This window comes from Pseudoduganella ginsengisoli, assembly GCF_009720865.1.
GTDB classification, from domain to species: Bacteria; Pseudomonadota; Gammaproteobacteria; order Burkholderiales; family Burkholderiaceae_D; genus Rugamonas; species Rugamonas ginsengisoli.
In genome coordinates, this window is the sequence record NZ_WNLA01000006.1 from 139,434 (window position 1) to 158,176 (window position 18,743).

5 protein-coding genes are annotated in these 18,743 nt (G+C 63.4%); all 5 read right to left on the reverse strand.

What is annotated here, in order from left to right; all coding sequences use genetic code 11:
- Nucleotides 1-65: 65 nt before the first annotated feature.
- The 5 genes from GM668_RS11950 to GM668_RS11970 all read right to left on the reverse strand — a co-directional run bounded on the left by GM668_RS11950 (nt 66) and on the right by GM668_RS11970 (nt 18,723).
- Complete coding sequence (locus GM668_RS11950) at nt 66-908, reverse strand: FecR family protein (RefSeq protein ID WP_155439182.1); 843 nt, start codon at nt 906-908, stop codon at nt 66-68.
- Nucleotides 877-6,408 carry a two-partner secretion domain-containing protein gene (locus tag GM668_RS30915; protein WP_211923379.1) on the reverse strand — a complete coding sequence of 1,844 codons (5,532 nt, stop codon included), beginning with the start codon at nt 6,406-6,408 and terminating at the stop codon, nt 877-879. Before GM668_RS30915 ends, GM668_RS11950 begins: the two co-directional genes overlap by 32 nt.
- Before the next feature lie 25 nt (nt 6,409-6,433).
- Complete coding sequence (locus tag GM668_RS11960; protein ID WP_155439183.1) at nt 6,434-16,255, reverse strand: YDG domain-containing protein; 9,822 nt, start codon at nt 16,253-16,255, stop codon at nt 6,434-6,436.
- Nucleotides 16,256-16,264: 9 nt separating this feature from the next.
- Nucleotides 16,265-17,845 carry a ShlB/FhaC/HecB family hemolysin secretion/activation protein gene (locus GM668_RS11965; protein ID WP_155439184.1) on the reverse strand — a complete coding sequence of 527 codons (1,581 nt, stop codon included), beginning with the start codon at nt 17,843-17,845 and terminating at the stop codon, nt 16,265-16,267.
- Nucleotides 17,846-18,063: 218 nt separating this feature from the next.
- Nucleotides 18,064-18,723, reverse strand: a complete 660-nt coding sequence (locus GM668_RS11970) for a FecR family protein (protein WP_155439185.1) — start codon at nt 18,721-18,723, stop codon at nt 18,064-18,066.
- Nucleotides 18,724-18,743 lie beyond the last annotated feature (20 nt).

Genomic DNA, 18,743 nt, shown 5'->3' on the forward strand with positions numbered 1-18,743 from the left:
GCGCCAGGACAGCGCACCGGGGTGTTGTAGCGGGGACTCAGCAGGGAGTCCCGCGGGTCAGGCCATCAGCGGACTTCGCAATCGACGGAGTTCGACTTGGCAGGTTTGCTGGACGTATCGCCAGGCGCCGACGATTGGTTGAACACGGGCGGCGGCTGGAATTTGATGCCCGGATTTTGCGGCACGATGATCGGCGGCTGCTTGAAGTTCGGAACAAAGCCAAACTGACCCGCATTGAACGACTGGACGCCGGCCGGATTGGTCAAATGCACGATACCGTCGATCACATGCAGGTACAAACCAGGCGCCAGGGCGCCGGACGCCGGCCCGGCGGCCGGCACGTTCTGAGCCAGTTGCAGCGGTGCGATCGGCGCCGCATCGCCGATGCCCGCCGTGCTGGCGTTCAGATAAGCCTGCACCGATGCCAGCGCTTTTTCTTCACCGCCCGGCACATAGTCGACAATGAACGTGGTGCCGCGGATACCGATGGTGGCCGCCGGCGTCTTCAGCGCAAATTTTTCCTTGTTGCGCTTGCCCAGCAAGCCACTGACCGAGCGCATGCCGCCCTTCAGCAAATTGAAGCTGGCGCTGTCGCCATCGGGCTTCGCGTTATCGAACGCGAAGTTATCGATGGTGAGCTGCGACGCGGGCTTCAGCGTGATTTCACTGTTGTCGATGAACTTCACCATCGCATACGTGTTTTTCTCCGTCACCAGCGTATCGCCGCTTTCCACTTCCGACTTCAGCGACAGGATTTTTACGGCGCCACTGGCTTTCTTCGCCAATAGCGGCCCGCTCAGCTGGGTCACCGTGCCGGCCACCTGGGCCGCCATTGCAAACGAGCAGCTGAGGCAGAATGCAATCAGCAGCAGGGCTTTAGTTGCAATAAAGTTTTTTGACGGGTTCATTTTTTTTCACTTCCTTGTCGGCTGCGGCGGATTTGGCTTCCTTGGTTTCTTCCTTCGTTTTCTCTTCCGGCGTGGAAGACGCTGCTACCGGGCCATCCGTCGGGGCGGCGGTTGGCACCGGGTCTTTCATGACGACTTCGGCTTGGGCAATGGGCGGCTGCACGTCGTTGACTGCCTTGATCACTTGCGCACTGGCCACGGCCACCGGCTTGTTAGGCTGCTCTGCCGTTGGCGGGGATAGCACGGCGCACAAGGCCGACGATGGCGCAATCACGCAAATGTCCGGGCTCGGCGCCACCGTTGGCGCCTGCGTCGGCGCTTGCGTAGGGGCCTGGGTAGGGGCCTGGGTAGGGGCTTGCGTCGGCGCCTGGGTCGGCGCCTGCGTAGGGGCTTGCGTGGGCGCCTGCGTTGGCGGTTCCGTTGGCGGCGATTGCGTTGGCGCCTGGGTTGGAGCCTGGGTTGGCGCCTGGGTTGGCGCTTCCGTTGGCGCCACCGTTGGCGACGGTGTCGGCGTCTGCGTCGGTGCGGCAGTTGGCGTTTGTGTTGGCGCCGCAGTCGGCGTCTGTGTCGGTTCGGCGGTCGGCGTCTGCGTTGGCGCGGCAGTCGGCGTCTGCGTTGGCGCCGCAGTCGGCGTCTGTGTCGGTGCAGCAGTCGGCGTCTGCGTCGGCGCCGCAGTTGGCGTTTGCGTTGGTGCGGCAGTCGGCGTCTGCGTTGGCTCCGCAGTTGGCGTTTGCGTTGGTGCGGCAGTCGGCGTTTGCGTTGGCGCCGCAGTCGGATTGTTTGTCAAATCCGCAAACTGCGTCAGCTTGCCAGGGGCCGCCTGGACGGTGGCCGTCGTCACGCCGGAAATCGTCGTCCCCGCCGCCAGCGTGATAAAGCCGCTGACGGACTTCACTTGCGCCGACGGCGAGAAGTTCAGCGCATCACTGCCGCCCACACTGGAGCTGGCCGTCAACGCGATATCGCCGCTGATGGTTTCCACGGTGCCGTCAATCGTCAGCGGGCTGTGCGCCGTTACCGTGATCTTGCCGCTGTCCGTCTTCACGACACCGCTGCTGGCCACCACGGTCGCGCCGTGGTTGTTCAGCGTGACCGCGCCGCTATTGCCGCTGTTGACTTTCAGCTTGTACACGGTCAGCTGGCCCGCGTTGGCGGTAACCGGGTTGGCCGTGTAGTTAACGTTGTTGATATTGACCGGGTTGTTGCCGGATGTGGCGCTGCTTTCCGCGCTCAGCACGGACACCATGGTTTCCAGCGCCTTGGACGGCGTACCGATGCTGCCGCTGGCCGTCATGTCCAGCGTATCGGCCACGATATCGCCATCGCCCTGCAAGATATTGCCCGTCACCTTCAGCGTGACCTTGCCGCCTGCCGCCGTGATGCCGTGATTGGTCAGCGTGCGGGCATTGGTGAATTCCAGGTTGCCCGACGATACGCCGCCAAACAGCGTATCGACGTTATTCGCCTGGTTCAACACCACGTTGCCGCCCACCCCGGTCAGCATCAGGCTGCTGACGGTAACCGGCGCGCTTTGCGTGATGCCGCCCGTGGTGGACGACAGGTGCAAGGTCGGCGTGTTCGGCAAATTCACGGCGCCCGTGATATTGATGCCTTGGCCGCCGACGATGCCCAGCATTTCGGACGGGCCGGCGCCAGCCAGGTTCAGTGCGCGCAATTCAACGGTACCCGCCCCGATAAAGTTCAGGTTGGGCGTCGCCACCGTGCGCAATTCCGTGTCCGTCAAGCCCAGTACCGTGGCGCTGTCGGTGGCGCCGCTGCCCAGCACCGTACTGCCGGAAGCAGCCGACGTCACCGTCACGCCTTGCGTCGCACTGATCGAACTGCCGCTGGCCAGGTTGGCATTGACGGCGGAAATAGCGACATTCTTGGCCGTTACCGAACCACTGTTCTGGAACGTGCCGGACGATGTCAGCGTCACCGTATCAAGCCCCTTGACGGCGCCCGTCACGGACAGGCTGTTGGCCGACAGCGACAGCGAACCGTTCTTGTAGGATGCCGTGTTGCTCAAGTCCAGCGCCCCCACCGTGATGCTGCCGCCCGACCGGGAATTGGAAATCGCCAGGTTCTTGGTGCCGATGTTCTTGATGGCCGTATCGGTCAGCACGATGCCGCCCTCGCTGGCCGCCGCGCCCGCGCCTACCGCAATCAGCGGTGCGCCGGACGCGGATATCGTCACGGTTTGCGGCGCCACGATCTTGACGCCCGAGCCCATCGAAAAGCCGGACGACGACGTAAACAGCGCATTGGTCGTCAAGTCGGCGTTGAACGCAATATTGTTGCTGGCAATGGCCGTCACCGAGCCAGGCGCCGTCAGGGCGCCCGTCACGGCGATATTGCCGGCCGCCGTCACATCCACACCGCCCGTGATATTGCTGGTGGTCGACAAATTGGCGGCATTGAGCGTGACGTTGCCGCTCTGCGTCGTCAAATGCAGGTGGTAACTGGTCATCGTGGCCAGTTCCGCCGTATCGATGCCGAGCACCGATGCGCTGTCGGTGGCGCCTGCGCCCACCACCAGCGCATGGCCCGCGTTCGATGTGACGGAAATATTGCCGGTTCCCGCATTGGTGGTGGAACCCGTGGCCAGGTCCAGGCTGTCGGCCTTAAATTCCACAGAATGCGCCTGCAAGCCGGCGCCCGACAGCAAGGCGACTTTTCCGCCGCCCAGCGTCATGGAGCCGGCCTGGATGGATGCGCTGGCAGGTGCGTCAGTATTGCCCACCGTGACACCGGTGGTTCCCGTCACGGTAACCGCACCGGATGGCGCCGCCAGAGGCTGGCGGATATTGATGGTGTCGCCCACCAGCGTCACTGTGCTGGAATTGCCGCTGCCCAGGCTGATGCCGTTGACACCGGCCACGGTGGTGACGTTGAGTGCCCCCACATTGTTGAAGCTGAAGTTGCCGGTGCTGGCCGAACCGGCCAGGTGTTGCACGGTATTCTGCTTCGTCAGCGCCACGCTGGCGCCGGTGGCCATCAGCCGCGGCGCTTCGATCAGGCCAAACTTCTGGACGATGTCGCCATCCGACATCAGCGCCACCGTATCGGCGGCTTTCACGCCGGCGTCCAGCGACACGGACGAACCTGCCAGCACCAGTTTCGTGGTGCCCGTCGACGACAAGTCCACGGCATTGGTGACGCGCAGCGCACTGCCCGATTTGTCGCCGATATTGATTTCCGGCGCACTGATGGCGCCCAGTTCAGCAATCGACAAGCCCAGCGCCACCGGCGCCGTGGTCGGCACGGTCCCCACGACGACGTCCGCATCGGATGAATACGCGGACAGCTTGGCCGTACTGGTGGCCTGGATGGTATTGGCCGTGCTGCCCAGCTCCATGTTATTGGCGCGCAGCATGACGTTGTTGGCTTGCACCCCGCCGCCGCTGCCAAAGGCGATCTTCGCCGTACCGCCATAGGCGCCCACGTAAATGGCGCCGTCCGTGATGCCGGTTTTGACTTTGGCATTGACGTTGACGTCGCCCGCGCTTTCAAAGAACACGCTACGCACGCCGGACGACAAGTCCAGGTCTTGCCCCACGGTGATGCCGCCGGACGCGCCCGCGCTGCCGATATTGATGCCGTAGGCAGAGACGTGGCCGAGATCGGCCGCCGTCAAGCCCAGGCTGGCGCCGGAGCGGGCCGCGCCGATGGCGATCGGGCGGGAGCTGGTGTACGGCGTGAACGACACGGTGGTATCGCCGGACGTGCCGCCGCCATCGACTTTGCCTTCGATCGACATATTGTCGGCAATGAACGAAACCAGCCGGTCATCCGCAACGGCCGAACCGGTAATCGAACCCGTGCCGGCAATGGCAATGTGGCCGCCCGCGACATCCGCGCGCAAGTCTACCGCACCGGTACCGACATTGATGCCGGAGTTGACATGGATTTGCGCGCCGCTGGCTTTGAACGCGCCGCCGTTGGTCGCCACGGCCGCATTGACGTTGACGGCGCCACTGCCGCTGGCCGTGTCGCCATAATTGGCTTGCAAGGCCACGTCGCCGCCCTGCGTGCTCACTGCCGCCCCCACGGTGATGGAACCGCCCGCCTGGGCCGTCAGTTTCACGCCGGACTGCGCCACGTTGATGGCGGAATTGATGTCGATGTTGCTGCGCGCCTGCAGCGTGATATCGGACGTTGCCGCATTAAGCAAGGCTGGATTGATGCTGGTGGCGCCCGTTGCCGCGCCGGCCGAGAAGGTTTTCACGTCGGCCAGCGTGTTCGGTCCCGTATAGCTCGAATCAATGGCAATGCTGTCCGGGTCCAGCAGCCACATGCCGTTCTTGCCGCCTGCGGCGCGGGTATCGATGCGCGCACCGGCCACGTCCAGGTAATGGCCTGACGTTTCCACCAGGCCGCCCTGCCCCTGCGCCCCGCCTTGCGCGGAAATGGCGCCGTACACGCGCGCCGCATCATCGCCCCACACAATGACTTTGCCGCCCTGCGCGCCGGCCTGCGCGGCATCGGCGCGGATGGCCGCATCGGCGGACACAAACGCCTGCTTCGCATTCGGCACGGCAGCATTGGCGCCCTGGTAATCGCCGCCCACCAGTACCGTGCCGCCAGCCGCGCCGCTGGCGTCGACTTTGGCGTCGCCATTGAGCGCAACGTTCTGGCCCAGCAGCCGGATGTCGCCGCCCTTGCCGGCGCTGTTCGTGGCCGACGTCACGCTGCCCTGTTCCAGCAAGGTGGTGCCCGACGCTTTCAGCACGATCTTGCCGTTTTCACCGCGCACGGCGCTATTGGCATTGACGGCGCCGCGCTGGTTGACCAGCGCACCATAAATGCCAACCCGGCCGCCGGTCGCCAGGACCTGGCCCAGGTTCAGCGCCTGGCTGGCCGGCGCCGACACCACCACGTGCACTTGAGGGTCGCTGGAATCGGCCAGCTGCACCGTGTGGCCCGCCGCCAGCACGACGTCCCCCTGCGGCGACGTGATCACGCCGCTGTTTTCCACATCCGATGCAATCAGGTATACGTGGCCGCCGTTGGGCGTCACGATGGCGCCCTGGTTGGCCACCTTGCCGCTGCCGGCGCCAATGAAATATTTTTTCCCCGCCAGGAAATCGCTGTCCGACATCGACAGCGACGACGCCACCAGCCCGTTGACGTCAACCCGGGCATCCTTGCCGAACAAGATGCCGTTCGGGTTGACCAGATAGACCTGGCCATTCGATTGCAAACTGCCCAGGATCTTGCTGGGGTCCTGGCCGACAATGCGGTTCAAGACTTTGCTGTCGCCGCTTTGCTGGATGAACCGCGTAACCTCATTCGGGTTAATGGAAAACGCTTGCCAGTTAATGATCGTGTTCGGCGTGTTCGTAATCGTGAATACGTTGCCCTGCTGGTTGAACAGGGCCTGGCCGGAGATCACCTGGGGCGACATCGGGTTGGCCTGGGCTGCGCCGTAACAGGCGGCGACCATGACGGCCAGCAGTTTGCGCTTGAGGGTCAGCGGCGGGAAAAACTCTTTCTTCATTCTGTCTCTTAAGTCGGTAATGCTGTCAGTTGCAGTACAGTTTTTTCACGGGTTCATCTTTTTTCACGACGTCGGCAGTCTTCGCATTGCCATCCTTCTTTTCTTCCTTGGTCTCGCCGGGCTTTTCTTCCGCCGTGCTTTGCTGCGCGGTCGAGGCCGAAGCCGTTGACGAAGTCTGCGAAGAGGCCGGCGTGGAAGACGAGGCGGACGAAGCCGGCGACGATGCGGTGGCCGCCGTGGCCAGCTTCTTGGCGTCCGCCTGGTCTTGCAGGGCGTTGACCGCCGATGCCGCGGTGTTAATGATATTCACCGTGGAACTGATGGCCTGGCCTACCGGCTCGTTATTCGTGTTTTGCGCGGCTTTTGCCGCCGCTTCTTCCGCAGCCTTCTTCGCAGCGGCTTCCGCGGCTGCCTTGGCGGCGGCATCGGCTGCAGCTTTCTTGGCTGCCGCATCGGCTGCGGCCTTGGCTGCGGCGTCCTCGGCGGCTTTTTTCGCGGCCGCCTCCGCAGCGGCTTTCGCTGCGGCTTCTTCCGCCGCAGCCTTCGCTGCTGCTTCTGCTGCTTCCGCTGCGGCCCTGGCGGCGGCTTCTTCCGCTGCGCGGGCTGCAGCCTCTGCCGCGGCTTTCGCTGCGGCTTCTTCGGCGGCCTTGGCGGCCGCTTCTGCTGCCGCCTTCGCTGCCGCTTCCGCTGCGGCCTTGGCGGCCGCTTCTTCTGCGGCTTTTTTGGCGGCTGCTTCCGCCGCTGCCTTCGCTGCGGCTTCTTCCGCGGCTTTTTTGGCTGCTGCTTCCGCTGCCGCCTTCGCGGCGGCTTCTTCCGCGGCCTTCTTCGCCGCCGCTTCCGCAGCAGCCTTGGCAGCAGCTTCTTCCGCGGCCTTCTTCACCGCGGCTTCCGCAGCAGCCTTGGCGGCGGCTTCTTCCGCAGCTTTTTTCGCCGCCGCGTCCGCGGCAGCCTTGGCGGCGGCCTCTTCTGCCGCTTTCTTCGCTGCCGCGTCGGCCGCCGCCTTGGCTGCCGCCGCTTCAGCAGCGGCAACCGTTGCCGGATCGTTAATTACCGGCGTGGCGCCGCCCGCAAACGTAATCGCGGATGATGACACAGTTCCGGTCGCAGCGGTCAAAGATACTGGCGTTGTTGCACTAATACTGGTGCCTGGCAGCGCAGTGATGCCCCCTGCCGTGGCCGTCGCAGTGATGCTGCCCGACGTACTTTGCAGCGAGCCGGCCAGCGTAATGTCGGAACCGGCCGTCATGCCGATATTCTTGGTTGCCTGCAGCGATGAACCACTGCTCATCGCAATGTCGGTACCCGCCGACAGCCCGATACTGTTTGCCGCCTGCACGGTGGCGCCGGAACCCAGCGCGATCTCCGTGCCAGCGGCCAGATCGACATTGTTGGCCGCCTGCAGCGACGAACCGCTATTCAGCGCGATCTCCGTACTGGCCGACAAATCAATATCTTGCGCGGTAATCGAGTAGTTCAGTGTGATCGGGCTGTGCGCCGTCAGCGATACCTTGCCGGCCGGCGCGGATTGCGCGCCTGTCGAGACTATGCCGCCCGTGTTATCGACTACCAGGCTGCCGCCCGTCGTGGTCACGGCGCCCAGCGACAACTGGTCGGCGCCGGTCAGCTTGTTCACCAGCTGGATGCCGCCCGTGCCATTGACACCTGTGTACGCCAGGATATGGTTGGAATTGTTGGTCAATGTGACACCGGTGGCCGACGTGGTGGACAGCGACGCCGTATCCAGCGCCCCCGTCTGCGTGATGGCGCCGGCCGTTGCCGTCAGGTTCATGCCGGCGGTTGCCGTCATGGCGCGCAGCGCGAGGTTGCCTGCCGCTTGCGTAATTTGCACCGCGCCCGGTATGGAAATCGTGCCGCCCGTATGGCTGTAGCTGCTGGCGACGTCGAGGCCGGCCAGGCTGCCGATGGCGCCGCCGCTCATGGCAAATTGCTGGGCAGCGAGGATGCCGCTGCCATTGACCGTGCCGCCCGATTGCGTGTACACGCCCGCCGTCAGCTTGCCCACCACGCTCAACGTGCCGGTGGAACCAACGGTAACGGACCCTGCGACATGGGACAAATCCGTCGCCGCGGCGCCCAGGGTCAGCGTGCCGCCCGTGATATTCAGCGATTGTCCATTGGCAGCCGTCAGCGATTGCAGGGTCACCGTGCCGCTGGTGAAGGCGACCGCGCCGGACGAGCCGTTCAATGTCGCCGCCAGCACATAATTGTTGACCGGGACTATCCCGTTCAGCCAGAAGCTGGGAGTGGCCCAGTTGCCGGTGCCCGGTCCGATATAGGTGGCAGTCGGCGCTTGCGTGATGTTGCCGGTCAACCCGGTGGGGATCGTCACGGAATAATTCGCGGCGTCGGTCCCGGTCAATGCCAGATTCGATATGGTGACGGCTTTGCCGGCGCCCGGAATGGCGTCGGCATACGCTGCCGTGACCGTACCCACCGCGACCGTGTCGCCTGACAGTACGCCGGCCAGCGTACCGCCCGACGTGGTGGCAATGGCGTTGGCATTGTAGGTGCGGTCCGGTACCGTCATGCCCGACACTGTCAATGGCGCCGCCGTAATGTTGGCCGTTATGCTGGCCGGCATGGTTACCGTGTAATTGGCGGCGTCCGTGCCGCTCAGCGCGACATTGCTGACTGTGACGGTTTTGCCGGTGCCGGTGTTCTTGTCGGCAAAGGCCGCCGTGACAGCACCTATCGTGACGGCATCCGAACCGAGCAGGCCGTTCAACGTGCCGCCCGACGTGGTGGCCGTCGTGGTGGCATCGTACACGCGCGACACGCCGGTGATCCCCGTGATGGTCAGCGGCGCCGCCGTCACGTCGGCGGTCAGCCCGGTCGGCACGGCCACCGTATAGTTGCCCGCATCCGCGCCGGTCAGCGCGATATTGCTGACGGTGATGGCTTTCGACGTCCCCACGTTTTTATCGGCAAAGGCTGCCGTGACGGCGCCCTTGGCGACCGTGTCGCCACTGAAGATGCCGGACAGCGTGCCGCCCGCCGTCGTGGCCGTGGCGGTGGCGTCATACACGCGGCTGACGCCCGCCATACCGGTCACGGTCAGCTCCGCCGCCTTGATATCGGCTGTCAGGCCGGCCGGCATGGTGAGCGTATAGTTGCCGCTGTCCGTGCCGGACAAGCCGATACTGCTGACGGTAATGGCTTTGGACGTGCCCACGGTCTTGCTGGCAAAGCTGGCCGTGGCCGTACCCAGCGTAACGGAGTCGGAACCGAGCACGCCGGACAGCGCGCCGCCGGTCGTGGTGGCCGTGGTCGTCGCATCATAGGTGCGCGATACGCCGGACATGCCCGTGACGGTCAGTGGCGCTGCGGTGACGTTGGCCGTCAGTCCCGTTGGCACGGTCACCGTGTAATTGCCGGCATCCGTGCCGGACAAGGCGATGCTGCTGACGGTAATGGCCTTGCCAGTGCCAATATTTTTATCGGCAAAGCTGGCAGTCACCGTGCTCTTGGCAACCGAGTCGCCGCTGAACACGCCGGACAGCGTACCGCCGCTGGTGGTGGCGGTGGTGGTTGCATCATACGTGCGCGACACGCCCGTCATGCCGCTCACCGTCAGCTGCGCCGCCGTGATATCGCCCGTCAGGCCGGTTGGCGCCGTGACCGAATAATTGCCCGCGTCCGTGCCGGACAAGCCGACGCTGCTGACTGTGATGGCTTTGCCGGTCCCGACATTCTTGTCGGCGAAGCTGGCTGTCACCGTTCCCATCGTCACGGTATCGCTGCCGAGGATACCGGACAGCGTACCGCCGGTGGTGGTGGCGGACGTGCCGCTGGTATACGTGCGCGACACGCCCGACATGCCGGAAACCGTCAGCGGCGCTGCCGTGATATTGGCCGTCAGCCCCGTTGGCGCCGTCACCGAATAGTTGCCGGCATCCGTGCCGGACAGCGCGATGCTGCTGACTGTCACGGCCTTGCCGGTGCCGGCGTTTTTATTGGCAAACGCCGCCGTGACCGTGCTCATCGACACGTCATCGGAACCCAGGATGCCGGACAGGGCGCCGCCGCTGGTCGTCGCCGTGGTGGTCGCATCATACGTGCGCGATACCGCCGACATGCCGGACACGGTCAGCGCCGCTGCCGTGATGTTGGCCGTCAGGCCGGTCGGCGCCGTGACCGAATAATTGCCCGCATCCGTGCCGGACAAACCGACGCTGCTGACCGTGATGGCTTTACTGGCGCCGACATTCTTGTCGGCGAAGCTGGCCGTTGTCGTGCCCAATGTGACGGTGTCGCCGCTGATGATGCCGGACAGCGTGCCGCCGCTGACAGAAGCCGACGTGCCCGCGTTGTATGTGCGGTTGACGCCCGTCATGCCCGACACCGTCAGCGTTGCGGCAGTAATGTCGGCCGTCAGCCCGGTCGGCACGGTCACCGAATAATTGCCCGCATCCGTACCGCTCAAGCCGACGCTGCTGACCGTCACCGGCTTGCTGGCGCCAACGGTCTTGCTGGCAAAGCTGGCTGTCGTCGTACCCAGCGTCACACTGTCATCGCCCAGGATACCGGACAGCGTGCCGCCCGTGGTGGTGGCGGTCGTCGTGCGGTCATACGTGCGGCTCACGGCCGTCATGCCTGACACCGTCAACGGCGCAGCCGTGATCGTGCCCGTCACGCCGGTCGGCAGCGTCACGGTGTAATTGCCGGCATCCGTACCCGACAGCGTCACGCTGGACACCGTTACGGATTTCGACGCGCCGACATTCTTGTCGGCATAGCTGGCTGCTACCGTCCCCACGCTGACGTCATCGCTGCCCAATTTGCCGGACAGCGTGCCGCCCGTCGTGGTGGCCGTCGTGCCCGCGTCATACGTGCGCGATACGCCAGACAGGCCCGTTACCGTCAGCGTGGCGGCCGTGATATTGGCCGTCAAACCGGTCGGCGCGGTCACCGTGTAATTGCCGGCATCGGTGCCGGACAGGCCGACGCTGCTGACCGTAATGGCTTTCGACGTGCCCACGTTCTTGTCGGCGAAGCTGGCCGTTGTCGTACCGAGGGTGACGGTGTCGCCGCTGATCATGCCGGACAACGTACCGCCGCTGACGGATGCCGACGTGCCCGCCGTATAAGTGCGGTTCACGCCCGTCATGCCGGATACCGTCAGCGACTTCGCGGTAATCGTGCCGGTGGCGCCGGACGTGCTGAGCGTGTAGTTGCCGGCGCTGGCGCCGCTCAGGTTGGCTTCCGACAGGTTGATGGTTTTACCGGTGCCGACATTCTTGTTCGCATACGACATCGTCGCAATCAGGCTCAGGCTGTCGCCCGACACCATGTTGGAGAACGTGATGTTGGCGCTGGTCAGCGACGTCGTGCCGTCATACACCTTGGACGCGGTCGGCGTCACGGTGCGCGCCGTGATTGCCAGCGTCGCGCTGCCCGTATAGCTGATGTCGTACTTGGTGGAATACAGGCCCGACAGGGTCGTGTATCCGGTACCGACATTCTTGGCCGTACCCCACACCAGTGAACCGGACAACGATGACGACGTATCGCTGCCGGTAAAGCCCGTGTATGTGGGCGTGCCCGTGAACGAAGGCGTCGTGCCGTCATACACGTGCGAGTAAGAACCAGTCGTATTGATGGTCAACGCCGTCAGCATGGATTTCAGCATCGGCGTCGTGTAGCCATCATAATTGCGCCACACTGCCGGTGTCGGCGCCTGCGAGAACGTCCCGGTGAAATCAAATCCCGTGAAATTGGACGACTGCAGCATTTGTGCCGTCGTCAGGCCAGTGGAATTCACATTGGATGCACTGGTATTGGCGCTGTTGTAATACGTATGAGGCGCGGCATTCGAGCAGTCGCAGCCGATGGTATTGTTGGTGGAAAATGCCGTGACGCCGCTGAACGGGCCGGATCCCGACGTGGACATCGTTCCCGTGCTGTATGCGCGGCTGATATAGCCGCTGTTATAGCCGGCAAAACCGCCGAAGTATTGGTGGGTGACGGATCCGGTCGACGTCGCGGTGACGTTACCCGTCGCATACGCATCGTAAATATCGCCCTCATTGAGGCCGGCCAGGCCGCCGCCATAGGCGCCCGCGCTGACATTACCGGTGGCATATACATACTGCAGCGTGTTGCTGGAATTGTTATTCCCCACCAGGCCGCCGACATGACTCTTCGTGCCCGTGGCGGCGCCGGTCGCGTAGGACAGCGTGATATCGCCGTTGTTTTCCCCCACCAGGCCACCGACATTACTGAGGCCGGTGACGGCGCCGGTGGCATACACGTCCGACACGGTAGCGCTGTTGTAGCCGATTAAGCCGCCGGCAGCCGCATTGTTATAGCCCGTCACGTTGCCGGTGGCATAGACGCCCGACACATTGACGACGTTAATGCCAATCAGGCCGCCCGCTGCGCCGGTAGAACTGCCATCGGCCGACACGGCGCCGGTGGCATACGACGTGCCCGTAATGTCTTCATAGTTCAAGCCGGTCAGCCCGCCTGCATACGCATAGGCGCCGGTTGCCGACACAGTGCCGCTGGCGTGCACGTTATTGATGGAGTTCGTGTTATACCCCATCAAGCCGCCGGCATACACGGTGCCCGTACCAACGGCAGTCACACTGCCGCTGGACGATGAACTTTCAATGGTGCCCCAGTTATAGCCAGCCAGCCCGCCCGCATAAACGTCGCCCGAATAATCGCTGCTGACGTTGATGCTGCTGGTGACATTGCTGATGGTGACACCCGAGCCGACATAGCCCGCCAGCCCGCCCACGTAGGCGCCTCCGATGACCGTACCGGCCAGCGTCAAGTCATGCACATTGGCGCTGCCGTTCAATTCACCAAACAGGCCGGCGGAGTAATACGAAGGACGGTTGATGTACAAGCCGATGATGGACTTGCTGTTGCCGTTAAAGTCCCCCTGGTATGGATAATCGCTGTTGCCGATCGGCTGGAATCCATTGGCCCACGATGACGTGCCGCTGGCATCGATATTGTTGGCCAGCTTGTAGTGGAGCGTGGAGCTGAGCAATGTAGCCATGCCTTGCAAGCCATACACGTCCGTCAGCAGGTACGGTGTACTGGTGCTGGTCCCATCGCCCCCCAGCACGCGCAGGAAGGTAGCGTTATTGATGACGAAGTCGCCCGCCGACAGCGTCGGCAAACTCGCGCTGTTCTGCACCCACGCGCCATCGTCCAGTGTCAGCGCGCCCGTGACGGCCAGGTTGCCCGTGACGGTCAGGCTGGTGGGCGCCGACAGCGTCAGGTTACCGGTCCAGTTCAGCGCACTATTGAGCGTAATGTCGCCGACGTCACTGTCATTGTTGACGACAAAACTCAGCGTGCTGGCCGTGACTTTGCCCGTGACACTGCTGACGGGGATCACCATGGTGCTCGAGTTTTCCGTCCCGCTGCCGACGATCATGTCATTTTCCGTCCGGACCTCGAACGTCGATGCGGAAACCGGGCCATTCAGGCTCAATTGACCAGACCGCGTCGTCAGGCTGCCACTCGCCGTGGTGCTGGACGCGCTGCCGAAGGTCACGCGCTTGGCGCCATACGTTGTCGTGGTCAGGTTGATGTCGCCCGTGACTTTCAGCGTACCGTTGAGCGTGATGTCATCGTCCGCCGTCAACGTCACCGTGGATGGCTTGGAATTGCCGGTGGTGTAGTCTACCGTGCCCGACACCGTGACGGTGCCGCCCGAGCCGGAAGTCGTGGCCGCCAGCGTGCCCGTGGTGCGCAAGTTCGGCAGCATCGACGACGTCAGCGACAGCGACGTGGCGGTCGCGCTGGTGGCGCCGATTTCCAGCGGACGGCCGCTCGTCAGCGTCATGATGTTCAAGTCGCCGCTGCCGGCGTTGACGATGCCGGCAGCAGTCAGCGTATCGGTGGAAATGCAGATATTGCCGCCGCTGCTGCTGACTGTCGCCCCGGAATTGATGGCGACGGAATAGCCGCTGTCTTGCGTGAACGAGATATTGTTGCCGCCGGAAGAAACACTGCCGGCGCTGCTGACCACGATGCCCTGCGAGCCTTCGATCGTCACGTCGCCGCGCGTGGTCGACACTTCACCGGCGATCGTCAGCACGCCGTCGCTTTGCAGGCTGACGTCGCCCGTGTCCGACAGGCTGGCCGTGGTGGACTTGGCTTTGGAAACCGACGTGGCGCTATTGGACGTGAATGCGCTGATTGATTTGTATGCCTGCAGCGACAGCGTGGAAATCTCGTTTTGCGATCCTAACAGCGAAATGCTGCCGGCCGACGACGTGGCGGTGACCGTCGGTACCTTGATGGCGGTGCTGGAATTTTGCGTAATGTCGCCAGTCGCCGTCATGACCAGCGCCGCGCTGGCATTGGTGCCTTCGATATTGGCGTTGATATTCATCGCGCCGGCGGTGGCCGTCAACGTCAGCGTCGACGCGCCGCTCCATTGCACGGCACTGGATACCGTCAGGCTGCCGGAACTGCTGGTGCTGGCGGAGTTGGCCGTTGTCACTTCCACACTGGTGCCCAGGTTCAGCGCCGTCGTGATCAGTGTCGGGATAATCGTACTGGTGGAAACATTGGTGGCTTGTGCGAATGGTGTCGCCGCCGTCACACCGCTGGTCGTGACACCGGTGGCAATCGTGATGTCCGTCGGGTCCAGCAACAGCTTGCCGCCCTTGCCGGCCGGCGCGGAAGCATTGGCCTTGCCCTGCATGTCGAGATAGCCGCCCGACGTTTCGATCAAGCCGCCGTCGCCCCACCTGGCGCCGCCCTGCGCCGACAGGCTGCCATACACGCGCGTGGCCTTGTCGCTCCACGCGATGATGCGGCCGCCGTCGCCTTCGACTTTCGCATCGGCGCGCACCACCGCTCCTTCGCCGATATACGTCTGCTGCGCATTCGGCACAGAGGCATCCTTGCCCTGGTAATTGCCGCCGATGAGGATCTGGCCGCCGCCCTTGGCGCCGCTGGCGTCCAGCAGCGCATCATCGGTCAAGCCGACGCGCTCGCCCAGCAGCCTGATGTCGCCGCCCTGTCCCGCGCTGTTGACGGCGCTGGTGACGGAACCCTTTTCCAGCAGCGTGGTGCCGGACGCCTTCAGCACGATCTTGCCATTCTCGCCGCGCACGGCGCTGTCGGCATTGACTTTGCCGCGCTGGTTCACCAGCGCGCCGTAAATGCCGACACGTCCGCCGGACGCCAGCACCTGCCCCAGGTTCAGTGCCTGGTCATCCGGCGCCGACACCACCACGTGGACGGATGGATCGCTGGAATCGACCAGTTGCACCGTATGCCCAGCCGCCAGCACGACGTCGCCCTGCTTTGATGTGATCACGCCGGCATTTTCCACGCTGGCGCCGACCAGGTACACCTTGCCGCCGCCGGGCGTCACGATGGCGCCTTCGTTCGACACTTTTCCTGCGCCCGTGCCGCTGAAACGGTTGCGCCCCGCCAGGAAATCGCTGTCCGACAGGGCCAGCGACGACGCCACCAGCCCCTGCACGTCGACCCGCGCATCCTTGCCGAATACGATGCCATTCGGGTTGATCAGGTACACGTGCCCGTTCGATTGCAGCGCGCCGAGGATGCGGCTGGGGTCTTGCCCGGTAATGCGGTTCAATACCCGGCTGTCCGCGTTTTGCTGGATAAACCGCGTGACTTCATCCGGCGCAATGGAAAAGCTTTGCCAGTTGATGATGGCGTTCGGTGTATTCGTGATGGAAAACACCTTGCCATTTTGCTGGAAGGCGGCCTGGCCCGCGATGATTTGCGGCGCCAGGGGATTGGCATAAGCCGCCCCATAACAGGCGGCCACCATGACAGCCAGCGCTTTGCGCTTGAGGTACAGGGGGCGCCCGGGGGAGTTCATGATAGGGTCCTAGTAAGATAGGCCCAATCGCACGTGCAAGCGGTTGGCGCCATTGCGGCCCGTTGCGCCGGCCTGCACGACGTGGCCGTAATCGAGCTGCAGGTTGAGGGAACTGCCCATCAGTACGCGCAAGCCCAGGCCCACGCTGCCAATGGTGGTACTGGTCAATTCACCAGCGAGCGCATGGTTGCGTTTCACGTAGGCCATGTCATAAAAGCCCAGCACGCGGCACTGCCAGCGGTCGGAGCTGCAAAAATCAGGGGCGTACGCTTCCAGGTTTGCCCCCACGCCGCTGTCGTTGGAAATTTCACGCTCAGCAAAGCCGCGCACGGAACCAGCGCCGCCGCCACCGAACTGTTCGCCAGGAATCAGCGCATCGGGCGTCAGCTGGGCATTGACGATGGCGCGCAACTGCCAGTCGCTGGCCAGCGAACGGCCATAGCTGCCGGACAGGCGCAGCGCCGTATAGCGGGCCTTGGCGCCCGTGCGCACGCGCGTAAAGTCATCGGCGCTGCCTTTGTCGCCGCCCGGGATGTTGACCACCAGCGTGGCGGAACCGCCCAGGTCGGTGCCTTCCTTGGCCCAGTTGGCGACATAGTTGACAGACAATGGATGCACCGTCACGTCATTGCCCAGCTGGGCGCCGGAATACAGCACGCTATTCTTGAACGCCTTGTAGTCGAGGCCATAGATCAGGCGCGAATCCAGCTCGCCCCGCTTGGCCAGGTTGTGCGTATAGCGCGCGCCATAGACGGAACCCTTGCCGCTGACGGCCAGGCTCAAGACGCCGGCCGACACGACGCCGGAATCCACGTTCGAATAGCTGGCAAACAAGTCAATTGCATCGCCCAGGCTGTATAGCGGGATGTGGTAGCCCAGGCCATACACTTTGACCTGGTTCGGCTTTTCCGCCGTCGTGGTGTATTGCAGGCTGGCGACATGGTCGAGGCCCCACAGGTTGGCGTGCTGCAGCACGACGCCCACGTGGGTCTTACCGGTCGAATCCGTACCGGTATTGTCCACGTTCAGCATGGCTTTCCACGGCTTTTCATCCGTCACGTCCAGCGCCGCATCGACTTCGCCCTCTTCGTCGCTGCTTTGCAGTTTCAGCGCGATCTTGCGCGCCGGGCTGTCATTGGCCAGCCGCAAGCCGGCCGACACTTTTTTCAAGTTCGGCGTCTGGCCTTCCTGCAAATGCGGCAAGGCGCGGCGCACATTGGCTTCATCGAAATACTGGTTGCCGCTGACCTTGACCCGGCCGATTTTGGTTTGCACCACTTTCAGCTGCACTTCGCCCTTGTCGAGTTCCTGCTCCGGCAACTCCACGGTGACAATGTTGTAGCCATGCGCGTGATAGACGGCTTCCAGCGCTTCCAATGCGCGCTGCACGTCGCCGAAATCGCGCCGCGGGCCGGCAAACGGCGCCAGCGTGCTGTCGATCTCGGCTTGCGGTAACAAAGTATTACCGCTGACAATAAACCGCGTGATTTCAAACCGGACGATACCGTCATCCGGTTCTGCAGCCCAGGCAGTGCTGACGGCGGCGGCCAGGAGGGAGGCTGCAAAGATGCGCGCAAGTGGTCGTTTCATGTATCGGCTCGTGGGTTGTTCTTGTGCTGTATGGAATTATTACTCACTGACGGCCTGTTGCGGCCGGTAACAGTAAATATTGCAACTGCATGAGACAAATCCCGTCACTGTTTTGCCTTGATCCAGCACAACGGGATGCTATCACACAAACAACAAATAGTGCCTTCTTGAAATAAATTTGTCACAAAAATGCCGGCAACATAAAGTTGCTTTTCCCATCATTTGTCCGGCAACCCGCTGGCGCCGAATTCAGCCGGCAAATCAAACCGCATGCCGGGGTTGGCAAACATCTTGGCGGGCTTGGTCTTGTCATCCTTGATATAGCCATACTGGCCTGGGTCGTATTGAAAAAAGCCGGCCTGGTTGGTCAGTGAAATACCGCCATCGCTGACATACACGTGCAAGCCCGGATCGAGTGCGCTGGCAGCCGCGCCATCCGCACTGCCCGTCAGGTATTCGAGGAAAAACGTGGTGCCACGGATACCAATGGTGGCGCTCGGCGTATGCAGTGTGAATTTTTCCTTGTTGCGCTTGCCCAGCAAGCCTGTCACGGAGCGCATGCCGCCCCGCAGCAGCCGCAAGCCCGCGCTGTCGCCGGACGGTTTGCCATGCTCAAACACAAAATGGTCGATGGCCAGCACCGTCACCGGTTTCAGCACGATTTCACTGTCATCGATGAACTTCACGATGGCGTAGCTGTCTTTCGCCGTGGTCAGCAATTCGCCGCTGGCCACTTCGGATTTCAGCGCCAGGGGCCGCACGACGCCATCGGCCCGGCTGGCCGTCATGGCGCCGCTGAGCTGGGTCACCGTGCCGGCTACCGTGCTGGCCAGCGCCGGCATGGCGCACGCCAAGGCCCATGCGGCGGCCGCGCCCATGGCCAACCGCCTGGCGGCAA